At 72.5% G+C, this 15251-nt stretch carries 17 protein-coding genes; 15 read left to right on the top strand and 2 right to left on the bottom strand.

The features are described 5' to 3' along the window. Positions 1-15 precede the first annotated feature (15 nt). Positions 16-774 carry a hypothetical protein gene (locus tag B0I31_RS01545; protein ID WP_146173703.1) on the top strand — a complete coding sequence of 253 codons (759 nt, stop codon included), beginning with the start codon at positions 16-18 and terminating at the stop codon, positions 772-774. On the opposite strand, the gene B0I31_RS40320 is transcribed toward B0I31_RS01545, so the two are convergent. Together B0I31_RS40320 and B0I31_RS40315 are read right to left on the bottom strand one after the other, a co-directional pair. Next, positions 775-1209 carry a ferritin-like domain-containing protein gene (locus tag B0I31_RS40320; RefSeq protein ID WP_245949584.1) on the bottom strand — a complete coding sequence of 145 codons (435 nt, stop codon included), beginning with the start codon at positions 1207-1209 and terminating at the stop codon, positions 775-777. After that, positions 1206-1649 (bottom strand): hypothetical protein, encoded by a 444-nt coding sequence (locus tag B0I31_RS40315; protein ID WP_245949583.1) that lies wholly within the window; start codon positions 1647-1649, stop codon positions 1206-1208. The genes B0I31_RS40320 and B0I31_RS40315 overlap by 4 nt, the downstream gene beginning before the upstream one ends. A gap of 181 nt (positions 1650-1830) precedes the next feature. Between B0I31_RS40315 and rimP the strand changes: the two genes are divergently transcribed. From rimP to B0I31_RS01470, 14 genes are all read left to right on the top strand, one after another. Next, the gene (gene rimP, locus B0I31_RS01535; RefSeq protein ID WP_106613473.1) at positions 1831-2355 is read left to right on the top strand and encodes a ribosome maturation factor RimP; all 525 of its coding nucleotides are present in this window, start codon (positions 1831-1833) and stop codon (positions 2353-2355) included. Beyond that, complete coding sequence (gene nusA, locus B0I31_RS01530) at positions 2352-3374, top strand: transcription termination factor NusA (protein WP_106613472.1); 1023 nt, start codon at positions 2352-2354, stop codon at positions 3372-3374. The genes rimP and nusA overlap by 4 nt, the downstream gene beginning before the upstream one ends. Next, on the top strand, positions 3316-3741 hold the full coding sequence (locus B0I31_RS01525) for a DUF448 domain-containing protein (protein WP_106613973.1): 426 nt from the start codon (positions 3316-3318) through the stop codon (positions 3739-3741). Before nusA ends, B0I31_RS01525 begins: the two co-directional genes overlap by 59 nt. Before the next feature lie 88 nt (positions 3742-3829). Further along, positions 3830-6934 carry a translation initiation factor IF-2 gene (gene infB, locus B0I31_RS01520; RefSeq protein WP_106613471.1) on the top strand — a complete coding sequence of 1035 codons (3105 nt, stop codon included), beginning with the start codon at positions 3830-3832 and terminating at the stop codon, positions 6932-6934. Positions 6935-7006: 72 nt separating this feature from the next. Beyond that, on the top strand, positions 7007-7303 hold the full coding sequence (locus tag B0I31_RS01515; RefSeq protein WP_073899524.1) for a DUF503 domain-containing protein: 297 nt from the start codon (positions 7007-7009) through the stop codon (positions 7301-7303). A gap of 50 nt (positions 7304-7353) precedes the next feature. Further along, positions 7354-7803 (top strand): 30S ribosome-binding factor RbfA, encoded by a 450-nt coding sequence (gene rbfA / locus B0I31_RS01510; protein WP_106613470.1) that lies wholly within the window; start codon positions 7354-7356, stop codon positions 7801-7803. A gap of 73 nt (positions 7804-7876) precedes the next feature. Continuing rightward, the gene (locus tag B0I31_RS01505; protein WP_106613972.1) at positions 7877-8854 is read left to right on the top strand and encodes a DHH family phosphoesterase; all 978 of its coding nucleotides are present in this window, start codon (positions 7877-7879) and stop codon (positions 8852-8854) included. A 93-nt stretch (positions 8855-8947) separates the two neighbouring features. After that, positions 8948-10246: an MATE family efflux transporter gene (locus B0I31_RS01500; protein WP_106613469.1), complete on the top strand. Its 1299-nt coding sequence runs from the start codon at positions 8948-8950 to the stop codon at positions 10244-10246. 100 nt (positions 10247-10346) lie between these two features. Continuing rightward, a complete protein-coding gene (locus B0I31_RS01495) occupies positions 10347-11669 on the top strand; it encodes an MFS transporter (protein WP_106613468.1) in 1323 nt (440 codons plus the stop codon). Positions 11670-11845: 176 nt separating this feature from the next. Then, complete coding sequence (gene truB, locus B0I31_RS01490; protein ID WP_106613467.1) at positions 11846-12745, top strand: tRNA pseudouridine(55) synthase TruB; 900 nt, start codon at positions 11846-11848, stop codon at positions 12743-12745. A 17-nt stretch (positions 12746-12762) separates the two neighbouring features. Then, complete coding sequence (locus B0I31_RS01485) at positions 12763-13167, top strand: hypothetical protein (RefSeq protein WP_146173702.1); 405 nt, start codon at positions 12763-12765, stop codon at positions 13165-13167. Between the two features lie 47 nt (positions 13168-13214). Next, positions 13215-14156, top strand: coding sequence for a bifunctional riboflavin kinase/FAD synthetase (locus tag B0I31_RS01480; RefSeq protein WP_106613465.1), 942 nt, complete (start codon positions 13215-13217; stop codon positions 14154-14156). Between the two features lie 91 nt (positions 14157-14247). Then, the gene (locus B0I31_RS01475; protein ID WP_073899538.1) at positions 14248-14736 is read left to right on the top strand and encodes a helix-turn-helix domain-containing protein; all 489 of its coding nucleotides are present in this window, start codon (positions 14248-14250) and stop codon (positions 14734-14736) included. A 30-nt stretch (positions 14737-14766) separates the two neighbouring features. Beyond that, a complete protein-coding gene (locus tag B0I31_RS01470) occupies positions 14767-15219 on the top strand; it encodes a 2'-5' RNA ligase family protein (RefSeq protein WP_181319939.1) in 453 nt (150 codons plus the stop codon). The last annotated feature ends 32 nt before the right edge of the window (positions 15220-15251 follow it).

Below are 15251 nucleotides of genomic sequence, written 5' to 3'. Positions count from 1 at the left end.
TTACCGTGGGTCTTTGTGTCGGTTCCTCCCGAATCACCCGAAGAGGTGACGCAGCGGATCCCGCCCATCCGGCCGTCCGACACCGCGCCCCTGTGGCGGTCGGAGATCGGGCAGCTGGACTCGTTGCTGAGCTCGCCGCCGCCCCCGCCCCGTCGCGGGCCCGCGGCCCCCGCGCCGCGCTCACGGCGCGGGATGGTGCTCAAGGGCCTCGGCCTGCTCGGCGTGGCCGTGGTGTCCGGGCTGGTGTGGCTGGTCGTGATGCCGAAGAACAACACCCCGACCGGCACACCGACGACCACGTCCGCCCCGGCGGGCGAGTTCGCGTTCACCGCGTCGCCGGACGTGCCCGAGCCGCTGAAGGACAGCGACTGCGCGTCGCACGCCTACGGGCAGACCAAGACGTTCCTCACGAACACGCCGTGCCAGCAGCTCACTCGCGGTCTGTACACGACGACCACGCCTGATGGGTTGAAGGTCTACACGTCCGTGTCGATCGTGCGGATGAAGACGACCGAGGACGCCGCCAAGCTGAAGGACCTGACCACCCGCGACGGCACCGGCAACGTCAACGACCTGGTCAAGGACGGCGCCGTCCGGGTGCCGAACCTGACCACCCTGGCCAACGGCGGCTTCGCCGCCCGCCAGCAGGACCGCGACGTGATCATCATCGAGTCGGACTCGGTCGAGCACGGCCCCGACGAGACCGCGCACATCCAGATGATGAAGCGGATCAGCAACGACGCCTTCCGCCTCGCCGCCGACCTCAACGCCTGATCAGCCGACCCCGGCACCCGGGAACGCGATCGAGGTCGGCGTCACCCCCGCTACCTTCCGCCACCGCGTCGCCCGCACCGCGGACACCGTCAACGCGTCCAACGCCGACGTCCGCAACGCCGCGTCACCGGTCCGCTCCAGCACGCCGCGCCACGCCACGCACGCATCCGTCTCCACGGCGATCAGCGCCGCCACGGCCGACGCCGCGCTGTCCACCGGCTGGGGCGGCAGGTAGGCCGCCGCCGGAGGTCGGGGCGTGGCACCGGCGTCGCGCAACCACCGCTCCGTCGCGTCCCGCCGGGCCCGGTGGGCCGTGGCGCCGTCCGCCACCGCCGCCGACAGCTGCGGCACCGCGATGAACGCGCTCACCAACCCGTACGTCCACACCGCCGCGTGCTCCGCGGCCAACGCGTCCTGCACCGCCTCCACGCTCACGACAGCGCCTCCACCAGGCTCGCGCACCCGGCCGCCACCGAGGCGACCAACCCCACCCGGTGCGCCTCCACCGACGCCACCAGCTCACCCGCCTGCTTCTGCGCCGCCTGCAACGCGGGCACCAACGCCTCCCGCGACGCGCCCGCCGGCGGCGCCACCGAAGCCGACGTCGACGGCGGCACCGACGCGCCCGGCACCCGCGGCGTGGCCCGGTCGACCTCCGCCTGCAACCGCTGCGCGTGCTCGGTGCGCGCCGCGGCCGTCTCGGGCGCGCCGACGGCCGTGGCCAGCGCGGCGTCCGACCGCGCCGCCTTCACCAACTCCGCCAGCGGGTCCGGTGGCGGCGGTGGGGGAGGTGGTGTGGTGCACGCGACTGCCAACGGCGCCGTGGCCGTCGCCAGCAGCACCGCGCGCCTGCTGAACGCCGTTCTTCCGATCACGTCCACCGATCCTGCCAGAGCCCCGCCGGTGCCCCGCGGCTCGTTCCGCAACGGGTCGTGATCGCCCGTGGCACGTGGGAGGCCGCCGAAAGAGATAGTCTGGGCGACCACGGCCGGCGAAGTGCAGCGTCGGCCGGGGTTGCCGTGCCCTCTGCACTCGAAGAGAACTTGGAGTCACCACGTGTCCAGCCCGCCGCGCGGAGAACTCGCCGCGCAGCTAGCACCCGTCGTGCGGGAGGCGGTCGAGGCGATCGGCTTCGACCTCGAACTGCTCGACGTGAACCAGGCTGGGCGTCGCAGGCTGGTCAAGGTGGTCGTGGACGGCGACGAGGGGATCGGCCTGGACGAGGTGGCGCAGGCCAGTCGCGCCGTGTCGGCCGCCCTCGACGCGCACGAGCACCTGATCGCCGGGCCGTACACGCTCGAGGTCACCTCGCCCGGCGCGGACCGCCCGCTGACCAGGCCTCGCCACTGGAAGCGCAACCGGCTCCGCCTGGTGAAGGTGAAGCAGCCGGAGCAGGTCGAGTGGTTCGGCCGCGTCGGCGATGCCGACGACACCGGCGTCGTGCTGCTGGTCAAGGGCGAGCTGCGCCGCGTCGAGTACCGGACGATCGAGCGCGCCGTCGTCGAAGTCGAGTTCAAGCAGCCGCCGGTCGAAGAGCTCGCGCTCCTCGACGGCAAGCACCCGAAGGAGGAGTCGGAGTGAACGTCGACATCGCCGCTCTCAGGGCGATCGAACGGGACAAGGACATCCCCTTCGACACGGTTCTCGAAGCCATCGAGACCGCCCTGCTGACCGCCTACAAGCACACCGAGGGCCACCACTCGCACTCGCGCGTCGAGATCGACCGCAAGACCGGCGTGGTCCGCGTGCTCGCGCAGGAGCTGAACCCGGACGGCACCGTGGCCGAGGAGTGGGACGACACCCCCGAGGGTTTCGGCCGCATCGCCGCCACCACCGCCCGCCAGGTCATCCTGCAGCGCCTGCGTGACGCCGAGCACGAGCGCACGTTCGGCGAGTTCTCCGCCAAGGAGGGCGAGATCATCGCCGGTGTCGTGCAGCGCGACGCCCGCGCCAACGCCCGCGGCATGGTCGTCGTCCAGATAGGGGACACCGAGGGCGTGCTGCCGCCCGCCGAGCAGGTGCCCGGCGAGTCCTACGAGCACGGTTCGCGGCTCAAGTGCTACGTCGTGGGCGTGTCCCGCGGCGCGCGCGGCCCGCAGATCACCCTTTCGCGCACGCACCCGAACCTCGTCCGCCGCCTCTTCGCGCTCGAGGTGCCCGAGATCGCCGACGGCACCGTCGAGATCCCCGCGGTGGCACGTGAGGCAGGTCACCGTTCGAAGATCGCCGTCCGCACCACCGTCCCCGGCGTCAACGCCAAGGGCGCGTGCATCGGGCCGATGGGCGCCCGGGTGCGCAACGTGATGAGCGAGCTGGCCGGTGAGAAGATCGACATCATCGACCACTCCGACGACCCCGCCACGTTCGTCGGGAATGCCTTGTCACCGGCGAAGGTTGTCTCGGTGCGGGTGCTCGACGAGCGCGCCAAGACGGCACGGGTCGTGGTCCCGGACTTCCAGCTCTCCCTCGCCATCGGCAAGGAGGGCCAGAACGCCCGGCTGGCCGCGCGGCTGACCGGCTGGCGCATCGACATCCGCAGTGATGCGGAGGCCGGCGGGTCCGCTCCGGCGGGCGCATCGGCATCCGGTTCGGCTGAATAGGCAACAGGGGATAGACTTCTCAGTGGTTCAACGTCGGGGATCGGATCTCGCGCACATCGGCCCGGTTCGTACGTGCATCGGATGCCGCGCTCGGACGTTGCCCTCCGAGCTGCTGCGCGTGGTGGTCGTGGACGGGACTGTGGTCCCGGACACACGTCGACGGTTGCCCGGTAGGGGAGCATGGCTGCACCCCGATCCGGACTGCCTCCGCAACGCCGAGAAGCGACGGGCGTTCCCCAGGGCCTTCAGGGTCCAGGGACCGCTCGACGTGGAACGCGTGCGCGGTCACCTCGAGCAGTGTGGGCAGGAGGTCACGGGATCGCCCCGTGACCAGCAGGAAGCAAGGAAGCAGGTCGACCCGTCATGAGTCAGCCGTGAAGCTGAAGACATGAACGCGCGACGTTAAGACGAGGTCGACGGGACTTGCCCGCCGGCCTCCCTCACAGAGGAGTGCAGTGGCAGGTAAGGCCCGCGTGCACGAGCTCGCCAAAGAGCTCGGCGTCACGAGTAAAGAACTACTCAGCAAGCTCGCCGACCAGGGCGAATACGTGAAGTCCGCGTCCAGCACCGTTGAGGCCCCGGTGGCCCGGCGGCTCCGTGACGCCTACGCCAAGGGCGAGTCGAAGCCCAAGTCGGCAGGTGCCCGTCCGGCGCCGCCGAAGCCCGCGCCGTCGAGCACCGGCTCGACCTCGGGCGAGACCAAGACCGAGGGCAGCCCGCGCCCGCCGGCCCCGTCCGGCAAGCCGGGTCCGCGCCCCGTGCCCGGCCCGAAGCCGATGGCGCCGAAGCCGGTGGCCAAGCCCGCCGCTCCGGCACCCGCCGCTCCGGCCGCGCCCGCCGCGCAGCCGCAGCCCCAGGCGCCCGCGCCCGCGGCCGCCTCGGCTCCGACGCCCACCCAGGCGCCCAAGCCCGCTGCCGCCGCCGCACCTCAGCAGCAGCAGTCCCAGCAGGCGCCTCAGCAGGCACCGCGGACCAGTGGCCCCGGCCCTCGTCCCGGCCCTCGCGCACCGCAGCAGCAGCCCGCGGCGGCGCAGAACTCCCCGTCCGTGGTCCCGCCGCGCCCGCAGGCACCCAAGCCCGCCGGTGCGCGTCCGCCGCGTCCGGGCAACAACCCGTTCGGCGTCGGCGGTGGCGCTCCGGCGCCGCGTCCGCAGGCACCGCGCCCGGCCGCGCCGGGTGGCGGCGAGCGCCCGTCCGGCCCCAAGCCCGGTGACTCGCGTCCGGCAGGCCCCCGTCCGGGTGGCTCCGGCGGCGGTCCCGGCGGTCCTCGGCCCAACCCCGGCAACATGCCGCCCCGGCCGAACCCGGGCATGATGCCCGGTCGTCCCGCGCCCCGCCCCGGTGGCGGTGGCGGTGGCGGTCGTGGCCCCGGCGGTCCCGGTGGCGGCGGCGGTGGCCGCGGTCCCGGTGGCGGCGGCGGTCGTCCCGGTGGCGGCGGTGGCGGTGGCGGCGGCTTCCGTCCCGGTGGTGGCGGTGGTGGCGGCGCCGGTGGCGGCTTCCGCCCTGGTGGCGGCGGCGGCGGTGGCGGTGGCTTCCGCCCCGGCGGCGGTGGCGGCGGTGGCGGTGGCGCACCGGCCGGTGGTGGCGGCGGTTTCCGCGGTCGTCCCGGTGGTGGCGGTCCCGGTGGTCGCGGCGGTGCCGCGGGTGCCTTCGGCCGTCCCGGTGGTCCGGCGCGCCGCGGTCGCAAGTCGAAGCGGCAGAAGCGCCAGGAGTACATGGACAACATGCAGGCGCCGTCGGTCGGTGGCGTCCGCCTGCCCAAGGGCAACGGCGAGACGATCCGCCTGCCGCGTGGCGCCTCGCTGACCGACTTCGCCGACAAGATCAACGCCAACCCGGCTTCGCTGGTGCAGGTGCTGTTCCACCTCGGCGAGATGGTCACCGCGACGCAGTCCGTCTCCGACGAGATCCTGGAGCTGCTCGGCTCCGAGATGAACTACAACGTGCAGGTCGTGTCCCCTGAGGAAGAGGACCGCGAGCTGCTGGAGACGTTCGACATCACCTACGGCGACGACGCCGGCGGCGAGGAGGACCTCCAGATCCGTCCGCCGGTCGTGACCGTCATGGGTCACGTCGACCACGGTAAGACGCGCCTGTTGGACACCATCCGCAAGGCGAAGGTCGCCGAGGGCGAGGCCGGTGGCATCACCCAGCACATCGGTGCCTACCAGGTCCGCACGGAGCTGGAGGGCAACGAGCGCCTCATCACCTTCATCGACACCCCGGGTCACGAGGCGTTCACCGCCATGCGTGCGCGTGGTGCGAACTCGACCGACATCGCGGTCATCGTGGTGGCGGCCGACGACGGCGTGATGCCGCAGACGGTCGAGGCGATCAACCACGCCCAGGCGGCGGGTGCGCCGATCGTGGTCGCGGTCAACAAGATCGACAAGGAGGGGGCCAACCCCGCCAAGATCCGCCAGCAGCTCACCGAGTACGGGCTGGTCGCCGAGGAGTACGGCGGCGACACCATGTTCGTCGACATCTCGGCGAAGCAGGGCATCAACATCGACGGCCTGCTGGAAGCGATCCTGCTGACCGCCGACGCCTCGCTCGACCTGCGGGCCAACCCGGAGATGGAGGCGCAGGGCGTCGCCATCGAGGCGCACCTCGACCGCGGTCGCGGTCCGGTGGCCACGGTGCTGGTGCAGCGCGGTTCGCTCCGCGTGGGTGACTCGATCGTGGCGGGTGCCGCCTACGGTCGCGTGCGCCGCATGGTCGACGAGCACGGCGTGGACGTCACGGTGGCGACGCCGTCTCGTCCGGTGCAGGTCATCGGTCTGACCTCGGTTCCCGGCGCGGGTGACACGTTCCTCGTGGTGGAAGAGGACCGGGTGGCCCGGCAGATCGCCGAGCGCCGCCAGGCGCGCAACCGCAACGCGATGAACGCCGCGAAGCGCAAGCGCGTCAGCCTGGAGGACCTGGACGCCGCGCTGAAGGAGACCAGCGCCCTCACCTTGATCATCAAGGGTGACAACTCGGGTACCGTCGAGGCCCTCGAGGACGCGCTCATGAAGATCGAGGTCGGCGACGACGTCGAGCTGCGGGTCATCCACCGCGGCGTCGGTGGCATCACCGAAGGCGACATCAACCTCGCCGTCGCGGGTAGCGCCATCGTCCTGGGCTTCAACGTCCGGGCCGAGGGCAAGGCCACCGAGCTCGCCAACCGCGAGGGCGTGGACGTCCGCTACTACACGGTGATCTACCAGGCGATCGACGAGATCGAGCAGGCCCTGAAGGGCATGCTCAAGCCGGAGTACGAAGAGGTCCAGCTGGGCCGCGCGGAGGTCCGCGAGGTCTTCAAGTCCTCCAAGGTCGGCACGATCGCGGGTTGCCTCGTGATGTCGGGCGAGATCCGGCGCAACGCCCGGGCCCGCCTGCTGCGCGACAACAACGTCGTGCAGGAGAACCTGCCCATCAGCTCGCTGCGCCGGTTCAAGGACGACGCGACCGAGGTCCGCGAGGGCTTCGAGTGCGGTCTGACGCTCGGCAACTACAGCGACCTGAAGGTCGGCGACATCATCGAGACGTTCGAGATGCGCGAGAAGCCGCGCGCCTGATCGTCTTCAGCCAGGTGCGGGGCCGTCGTGACCGGCGGCCCCGCACCCCTGGACACCCCCTGGTGATCAACTGTGTTCGTCGGTGCCCTTGAGTTGGACGTGCTGCTCGGCGACGTGCACTCGTTGAAGCAGAAGCGGTCCGTGGTGCGGCCCATCGTGGCCGAGCTGCGCCGCAAGTTCGAGGTGTCGGTAGCCGAGGCGGGTCACCTGGACCTGCACCGCCGCGCCCTGATCGGAGTGGCGGCCGTCGCCGCCGACGCCGAGCATGTGAGGGACGTGATGGCCGCCTGCGAGCGGCTGGTGGCCGGACGGCCCGAACTGGAACTTCTCTCCGCCCGCCACAGGCTGGTCGGGCCGGAAGACGACTAGCAGACGCCGCCCCTGGTGGCGGCACATCGCAACGACAGGAGGGGAGCGCCGTGGCCGACCAGGCACGGGCTCGCAAGCTGGCCAAGCGGATCTCGCAGATCGTGGCTTCCGCGCTGGAGCACGAGGTGAAGGACCCGAGGCTGGCCCGCGTCACCATCACGGACACCAGGGTGACCGGCGACCTGCACGACGCGACGATCTACTACACGGTGCTCGGCGAGAAGCTGGACTCCGAACCCGACCTCGCGGGTGCCGCGGCGGCGTTGGAGAGCGCCAAGGGCGTGCTGCGCACGATGGTCGGCCAGCAGACCGGTGTCCGGTTCACGCCGACGTTGACGTTCATCACCGACACCGTGCCCGACGAGGCGCGTCGGATGGACGAGCTGCTGGCCAAGGCGCGGGAGCTGGACGCCGAGGTGGCGCGGATCGCGCACGGCGCGGAGCCCGCGGGCGAACCCGACCCGTACAAGCCTGCGCGCGACGCCGAGGACGCCGACTAGCGTTCTCGTCGTGCACAACGATCCGAGCGTGAACGACCCGGGCGCGTCCGACGTCGCCCGCCCGTCCGACGACCTGAGCGCGGGCCTCGCCGAGGCCGCTCGCGTCCTGTCCGCGGCCACCGACGTGACGCTGCTGGCGCACGTGAACCCCGACGCGGACGCGTTGGGCAGTGCGTTGGCGCTGGGGTTGGCCCTGCACCGCCGAGGTGTGGTGGTGCGGGTGTCGTTCGGGGCACCGGACGAGGTGCCGGAGACGCTGCGGGGCTTGGACGTGGCCGGGCTGCTGGTGCCCGCTTCGGACGTGCCCGCCGCGCCGCCGGTGCTGGTCGCGTTGGACACGGGCAGTATCGGTCGGCTCGGTCCGTTGGCTGATCGGGTGTCCACCGCCGGTGTGGTGGTGGTGTTGGACCACCACGTGTCGAACCCGGGGTTCGGGCACGTGAACGTGGTGGACGACCGTGCCGAGGCGACCGCGCTGGTCGTGCTGCGGCTGCTGGACGAGTTGGGCGTGGAGCTGGACGAGCCGGTGGCCCGCTGCGTGTACGCGGGGCTGGTGACGGACACGCGGTCGTTCCGGCACGCGTCGGCGACCACGCACCAGGTGGCGGCCCGGCTGCTCGCCGCCGGGGTGGACGCCGAGGCCGTGGCCCGACCGTTGATGGACTCTCACCCGTTCGGGTATCTCGGGATGTTGGCGAAGGTGCTGAGCCGGGCGCGGCTGGAGCGTGACGCCGCGGGCGGGCGGGGGTTCGTGCACGCCGTCGTGACGCTGGAGGACGCCTCCGGGCTGCGGCCCGAGGAGGTGGAGAGCGTGGTCGACCTGGTGCGCACCACGGCCGAGGCCGAGGTGGCGGCGGTGCTGAAGGAGCTGCGGCCGTCGTCGTGGTCGGTGTCGTTGCGCGCGGTGCGCGAGGTGGACGTGCGCGAAGTGGCGCAGCTGCTCGGCGGAGGTGGCCACCGGCTGGCCGCGGGCTTCACCGCCACCGGCGAGGCCGACGAGGTGCTGGCGAACCTGCGTGCGGCCTTGGAAACCGTGGCCGCGTCGTCCTGAGCGTTGAATTCGGGTTCCGAACGTAGGACACGCCTGTTCTGAAGGTAGGACACGCGCGTTCGGGGCGGGTGTGTCGGGCATTGAGGGGATCGGGTGGAGGAGCGGGTTCCGGCGCGGCGGGTGGTCGGGTTGGCCGCGCCCGCGCTGGTGGTGTTGGCGGCCGAGCCGCTGTACGTGCTGGTGGACACGGCGGTCGTGGGGCATCTCGGTGCGCTGCCGCTGGCCGGGCTGGCGCTGGGCGGCGTGCTGTTCACGCAGGTCGCGACGCAGCTGACGTTCCTCTCCTACGGCACCACGGCACGCACGGCGCGGCTGTTCGGCGCCGGACGGCGGGCGGAAGCGGTCGAGGAGGGCGTGCAGGCGACGTGGCTCGCGCTGGCAGTCGGCGCCCTGGTGATCGTGCTCGGGCAGTTGCTGGCCGATCCCGCCGCACGGCTGCTGGCCGGTGGGGGCGAGGTCGCCGACAACGCCGTCTCCTGGCTGCGGATCGCGTTGTTCGGCGCGCCGTTCGTGCTGGTCACCATGGCGGGCAACGGCTGGATGCGCGGCGTGCAGGACACCCGCCGACCGCTGCGGTACGTGCTGATCGGCAACGGCATCTCGGCCGTGCTGTGCCCGGTCCTGGTGCACGGCGCGCACTGGGGTCTCGAAGGCTCGGCGATAGCGAACGTGGTCGCACAGGCGCTGTCGGCCGGGTTGTTCTTCAAGGCGTTGCGCTCGGAACGGGTGAGCCTGCGGCCCGACCGGCACCGGATGCGGGCCCAGCTGGGCCTCGGCCGCGACCTGGTGCTGCGCAGCCTCGCGTTCCAGGCGTGCTTCCTGTCCGCCGCCTCCGTGGCGGCCCGCACGTCGGTCGGCGCGGTGGGCGCGCACCAGGTGGTGCTGCAGCTGTGGACGTTCCTCGCGCTCGTGCTGGACTCGTTGGCGATCGCCGCGCAGTCGATCGTGGGCGCGGCGCTGGGCGCGGCACGCCGTGAGCAGGCCCGCCGGTTCGCCTGGCAGGTGACCGGCTACGGGCTGTGGTTCGGCGTGCTGCTCGGGGTGCTGTTCGCGGCGCTGTCCGGTCCGCTGCCGATGGTGTTCACCAGCGACCGGGCCGTGCTGGACGAGATACCGCACGCCTGGTGGTTCTTCGTCGGCCTGCAGCCGATCGCGGGCGTGGTGTTCGCGCTGGACGGCGTGCTGCTCGGCGCGGGCGACGCGAAGTTCCTGCGCACGGCGACGCTCGCCTCGGCGGCGCTCGGGTTCCTGCCGCTGGTGTGGGCGTCCTACGCGTTCGGCTGGGGGCTGACCGGGATCTGGACCGGCCTGTCGGCGTTCATGGTGCTGCGGCTGGTGCTGGTGCTCGCGCGGACCCGGTCGGGGGAGTGGGCGCGGGTAGGCGCGGTGTGACCAGGCGTGATGTGGTGCGCGGCACCCTCAGGAATCGTTAACAACAGGCAAGTGTTTCTCGATACTGGGACTGCCGCCGCACGCGAGCCTAGGAGACGCCTTGCCGGTCGATCGTGCCACGAAGCAAGCGTGGCTGATCTGGTCAACCGCCGTCCTCGTCTACATCGCCGCCCTGTTCCACCGGACCTCGCTCGGCGTGGCCAGCCTGGAGGCGGGCGACCGCTTCGCCGTGGGCCCCGCCGCGCTCGGCACGTTCACCGTGCTGCAGATCGGGCTCTACGCGCTGATGCAGATCCCCACCGGCCTGCTGGTGGACCGCTTCGGCCCGCGCCGCGTGCTGACCGCCGCCGCCCTGCTCATGGGTGTCGGCCAGGTCCTGTTCGCGATCGCCGACTCCTACCCGCTCGGCCTGGCCGCCCGCGCGGTGCTCGGCGTCGGTGACGCCATGACGTGGGTCAGCGTGCTGCGGTTGGCCGCCGCGCACTTCCCGCCCCGCCGGTTCACGCTGGTGATGACGCTGTCCGCGGCGCTCGGCGGTGCGGGCAACCTGGTCGCGACCGTGCCGTTGACGTTGCTGCTGGACAACGCGGGCTGGACGGTGACGTTCCTGGCCGCGGGCCTGGCCACGGCGGCGTACTCGGCGGTGGTCGCGTGGCGGATCCGCGAGGTGCCGGACGGCGTGCCGCAGCCGGTGGTCGAACCGGTGCCGTTGCGCGCGGTGGGCGCGAAGGTGCGGGACGCGTGGCGCGAGCCGAGCACGCGCCTGGGGTTCTGGGTGCACTTCACGTCGATGTCCACGCCCGCGGTGCTCGGCCTGCTGTGGGGTTTCCCGTACCTGGTGGAGGCGCAGGGCCTGTCCCGGCCGTCCGCCTCGGCGGTGCTGAGCACGCTGGTGCTGGTGGCGATCGTGACCGGGCCGGTGATGGGCACGGTGATCGGCAACCGGCCGGAGTGGCGGATGCCGATCGTCGGCTCCTACCTGGCCGTGGCCGTGCTGTGCTGGGCGGTGCTGCTGGGCTGGCCGGGCGGTGTGCTGCCGACGCCCGCGCTGTACGTGCTGTTCGCCGTGCTGGCGCTGGGCAATCCCGCGTCCGGCGTGGCGTTCGCGCTGGTGCGCGACTACAACCCGCTGCACCGGGTGAGCACGGCGACCGGCGTGGCCAACGTCGGCGGGTTCGCCGCGGTCACGTTCACCGCCCTGGTCGTCGGCGTGCTGCTGGACGTGGTCGAGCCCGCGCTGCCCGCGCCGCAGGCCTACCGGATCGCGTTCCTGTCCGTGGTGGCGGTGCTGCTGGTGGGAGTGTGGCGCACAGTGGTGTGGTGGCGTCGTGCGCGTGCCGCGGTGTTCGCCGCCGAGGACCGCGGCGAGGCCGTGCCCGTGCAGTTGCGCCGTCGTCGGTGGGATGTGCTGGTCGAGGCCTAGTACCGCGACCGGCAACCTCCACCGCGTCTTCCGACACTCGGCAAGGCGCCTCGCGGCACCGGCCCCACGCCCACAGCCAACCAGGATGAGGACGTGGGGCCGGCACCCCGAACCACCCGTCTGACCGCCGGAACACGGGGCGAAGGCTGCCGGTCGCGGCACTAGGATCCTCGACCGTGTCCGCAACTTCTCGTCCTCCTGTCCCGCCCGGCCTCGTCGTGATCGACAAACCCGATGGCATGACCTCGCACGACGTGGTGGCCAAGGTCCGCCGCATCCTCGGCACCCGCAAGGTCGGGCACGCGGGCACGCTCGACCCGATGGCGACCGGCGTGCTCGTGCTCGGCATCGAGCGCGCCACCAAGCTGCTCGGCCACCTGGCGCTGGACAGCAAGGCGTACCTGTCGACCATCCGCCTCGGCGCGGCCACCACGACCGACGACGCGGAGGGCGAGGTGCTGTCCACGGCCGACGCGTCCGAAGTGGACGAGGACGCCATCCGGGCCGGGGTGGCGAAGCTGACCGGCGCGATCGAGCAGGTGCCGAGCGCGGTCAGCGCGGTGAAGATCGACGGCAAGCGGGCCTACGCGCGGGTCCGCGCGGGCGAGGCGGTGGAGATCCCGGCGCGGCCGGTCACCGTGCACCGGTTCGACGTGCTGTCGATCCGCCGCGAGGACGGCGCCACCGAGCTCGACGTCATGGTGGAGTGCTCGTCCGGCACGTACGTGCGCGCGCTGGCCCGTGACCTCGGCGCGGACCTCGGCGTCGGCGGCCACCTGGCGGCCCTGCGCCGCACCCGCGTGGGCCCGTTCGACCTGCGCGTGGCCAAGACCTTGGAGCAGCTGGAGAGCGCGCCGGGCCTGTCCCTGGACCTGGACGCCGCCGTGTCGACCGCGTTCCCGCGCCGCGAGATCGCACCCCGCGAGGCGGTCGCCCTGTCGCACGGCCAACGCCTGGCCGCCGGCGGGCTGGACGGCACGTACGGCGTCTTCGGGCCGGACGGCCACGTGGTCGCGCTGGCGAAGGACGAGGGCCCGATCGCGAAGCCGTTGGTGGTACTCGCGCCCACGGCCTAGGGCTTACCGTGGAGGCCATGGCGAGGAGATGGGTGTGGCCGGCCGCTGCCGGTGTGGTGACTTCGGCCACCGGGGTGGCGATCAACCTGGCCACCGACGGGCGCGCGAACCCGTGGACCTGGGTGGCGGTCGCGTTGCTCACCGCGCTGGGCGTGGTCATCGCCCTGCGCCTGCAGTCGGCACCGTCCGCACCGCGGGTCGACGCGCCGCCCCAGTCGCGAGCCGACGTCCCGGCCGAGCCGGAACCGCAGGCGCCGACGACCGTGACCAACAGCATCAGCGGCACCGTGCACGGCGCCGTGGTGCAGGCGGGCACGCTCGGCTCGGTGACCGTCAACTCGCCGACCACGGTCAACCAGACCGCCATCGCGCGTGACGGCGGCACGGTCCACCAAGCAGGCCGCGACATCCGCCACGACTGAGCCCACCTCGGCCGGCCCGCCGCGGTCGACCCCCTAGGCTTGCCCGCGTGCAACGCTGGAGAGGGCTCGACCACCTGCCGGGCGGCTGGGGTCGCTGCGTCGTGACCATCGGCGTGTTCGACGGGGTGCACCGCGGGCACCAGGCGCTGATCAACCGGGCGGTCGGGCTGGCCGCGGACAAGGGCGTGCCCAGCGTCCTGATCACCTTCGACCCGCACCCGTCCGAGGTGGTCCGGCCGGGCAGCCACCCGGCCCAGCTGACCAGCCTGCGCCGGCGTGCCGAACTGGTCGAGGGCATGGGCGTGGACGTGTTCTGCGTGATCCCGTTCACCGCCGAGGTGGCGCGCACCCCGGCCGACGAGTTCGCGCACGAGGTGCTGGTGGACCGGCTGCACGTGGCGGCCGTGGTGGTGGGGGAGAACTTCACGTTCGGCCACAAGGCGGCGGGCAACGTGGACCTGCTGCGCGCGTTGGGCAAGCGGTTCGGTTTCGTGACCGAGGGGGCGGATCTGGTGACCGACGACGGTGTGACGTACTCGTCGACCTACATCCGGGCGTGCATCGACGCCGGCGACGTGGCCGCCGCGGCGCACGCGCTGGGCCGGCCGCACCGGCTGGAGGGCATCGTGGTGCGCGGCGACGGCCGGGGCAAGGAACTCGGCTTCCCCACGGCCAACCTGTCCACCACGCGGTTCGCCGCCGTGCCCGCGGACGGCGTGTACGCGTGCTGGTTCGTGCACGGCTCGGGCCGCCGCCTCAAGGCCGCCGTGAGCGTGGGCACCAATCCCACGTTCTCCGGCCGGGAACGACGGGTCGAGGCGTTCGTGCTCGACGTGGACGAGGACTTCTACGGCCAGCGCGTGGCGCTCGACTTCGTGGACCGGCTGCGGGACATGGAGAAGTTCGACAGCGTCGAGTCGCTGCTGGAGCAGATGCACCGCGATGTCGCTACGACCCGTGACCGCCTCACGGATCCGAGTGACGCCTGACCGGTTGAACCAGCTGGGTGGAACCGGCCGTGTGACGGGTGACTACCTGGCAAGATGCCTGTCACGTCCGTCGGTCAGGGGAGAGGCGAAGGTGGAGGACCACAAGATCGTCCAGCGCAACCTCGCGTTGCAGCGGGAGTGGTACGGGGAACCCCTGGGTGACCGGGTGCGCCGGCTGGTGGTCGCGTTCAACGTCTCGCAGGCCCAGCTCGCGGACGTGCTGGGCATCAGCGCCCCCATGCTGAGCCAGGTCATGAGCGGACGTCGGGCCAAGATCGGCAACCCCTCCGTGCTGGCTCGGATGATCATGCTGGAGCGCAAGGTCCTCACCCCCGACGTGGCGTCCGGCGCACCCGAGGCGTTGCAGCGCGCGCTGGAGGACGTGCGGCAGTCGAAGCCGACCGTGAGCCGTGATTCACTGCCGGTGAACGGCGCCGCCGACGACGAGGCCGTGGTGTTCCCCTTCCTGCGCCGCCTGGCCGACCGCCGCGAGCTGTCGCAGGCCGCCGACGTGCTGGGCGAGGACTTCCCCGCCCTGGCCGAGCTGCTGCGCCGCGCGGGCAAGGGCCGCGACACCTGACCGCCCGCCCGACCGACTGAACGACCGCTGGTGAGCCTCTTCTCCGCCCTCTTCCCGCCCGACGACGTCGTCGGGGAGCTGCACGACGCCCTCCGCCCGTTCCGCCGGGCCTACCCGCGGTTGCGCTGGCAGCACCCGGCCCGCTGGCACGTCACCGTCCGGTTCTTCGGCGAGGCCGAGCCCGCCGGCCGGCTCGACGGCCTGGACCGCGTCACCGCGCCCGTGCTGCGGCTGCGCGGCAGCGGCACGTTCCGCCGGGTGCTGTGGATCGGCGTGGACGGCCCGCTGGGTGAGCTGGGCGAGGCGGCGCACGTGCCGCCGGACTGGCGACCGCACGTCACCGTGGCCCGCGGTGCCGTGCTGCCGCACGTGGAGTTCACCGGTCGTGAGTGGACGGCCACGGAGGTCGCCCTGGTCCGCAGCGACCCGGCGGAGGGCTACACCGTCCTCGACCGGGTGCCCTTGAGCACGTCAAACGCGTAGCGCGCCGGTACTGCTGGTAACCTCGACATTTG

Origin of the sequence: Saccharothrix carnea (assembly GCF_003014735.1) — a bacterium.
Classification (GTDB): Bacteria; Actinomycetota; Actinomycetes; order Mycobacteriales; family Pseudonocardiaceae; genus Actinosynnema; species Actinosynnema carneum.
This window is presented reverse-complemented; position numbering and strand designations above follow the sequence as displayed.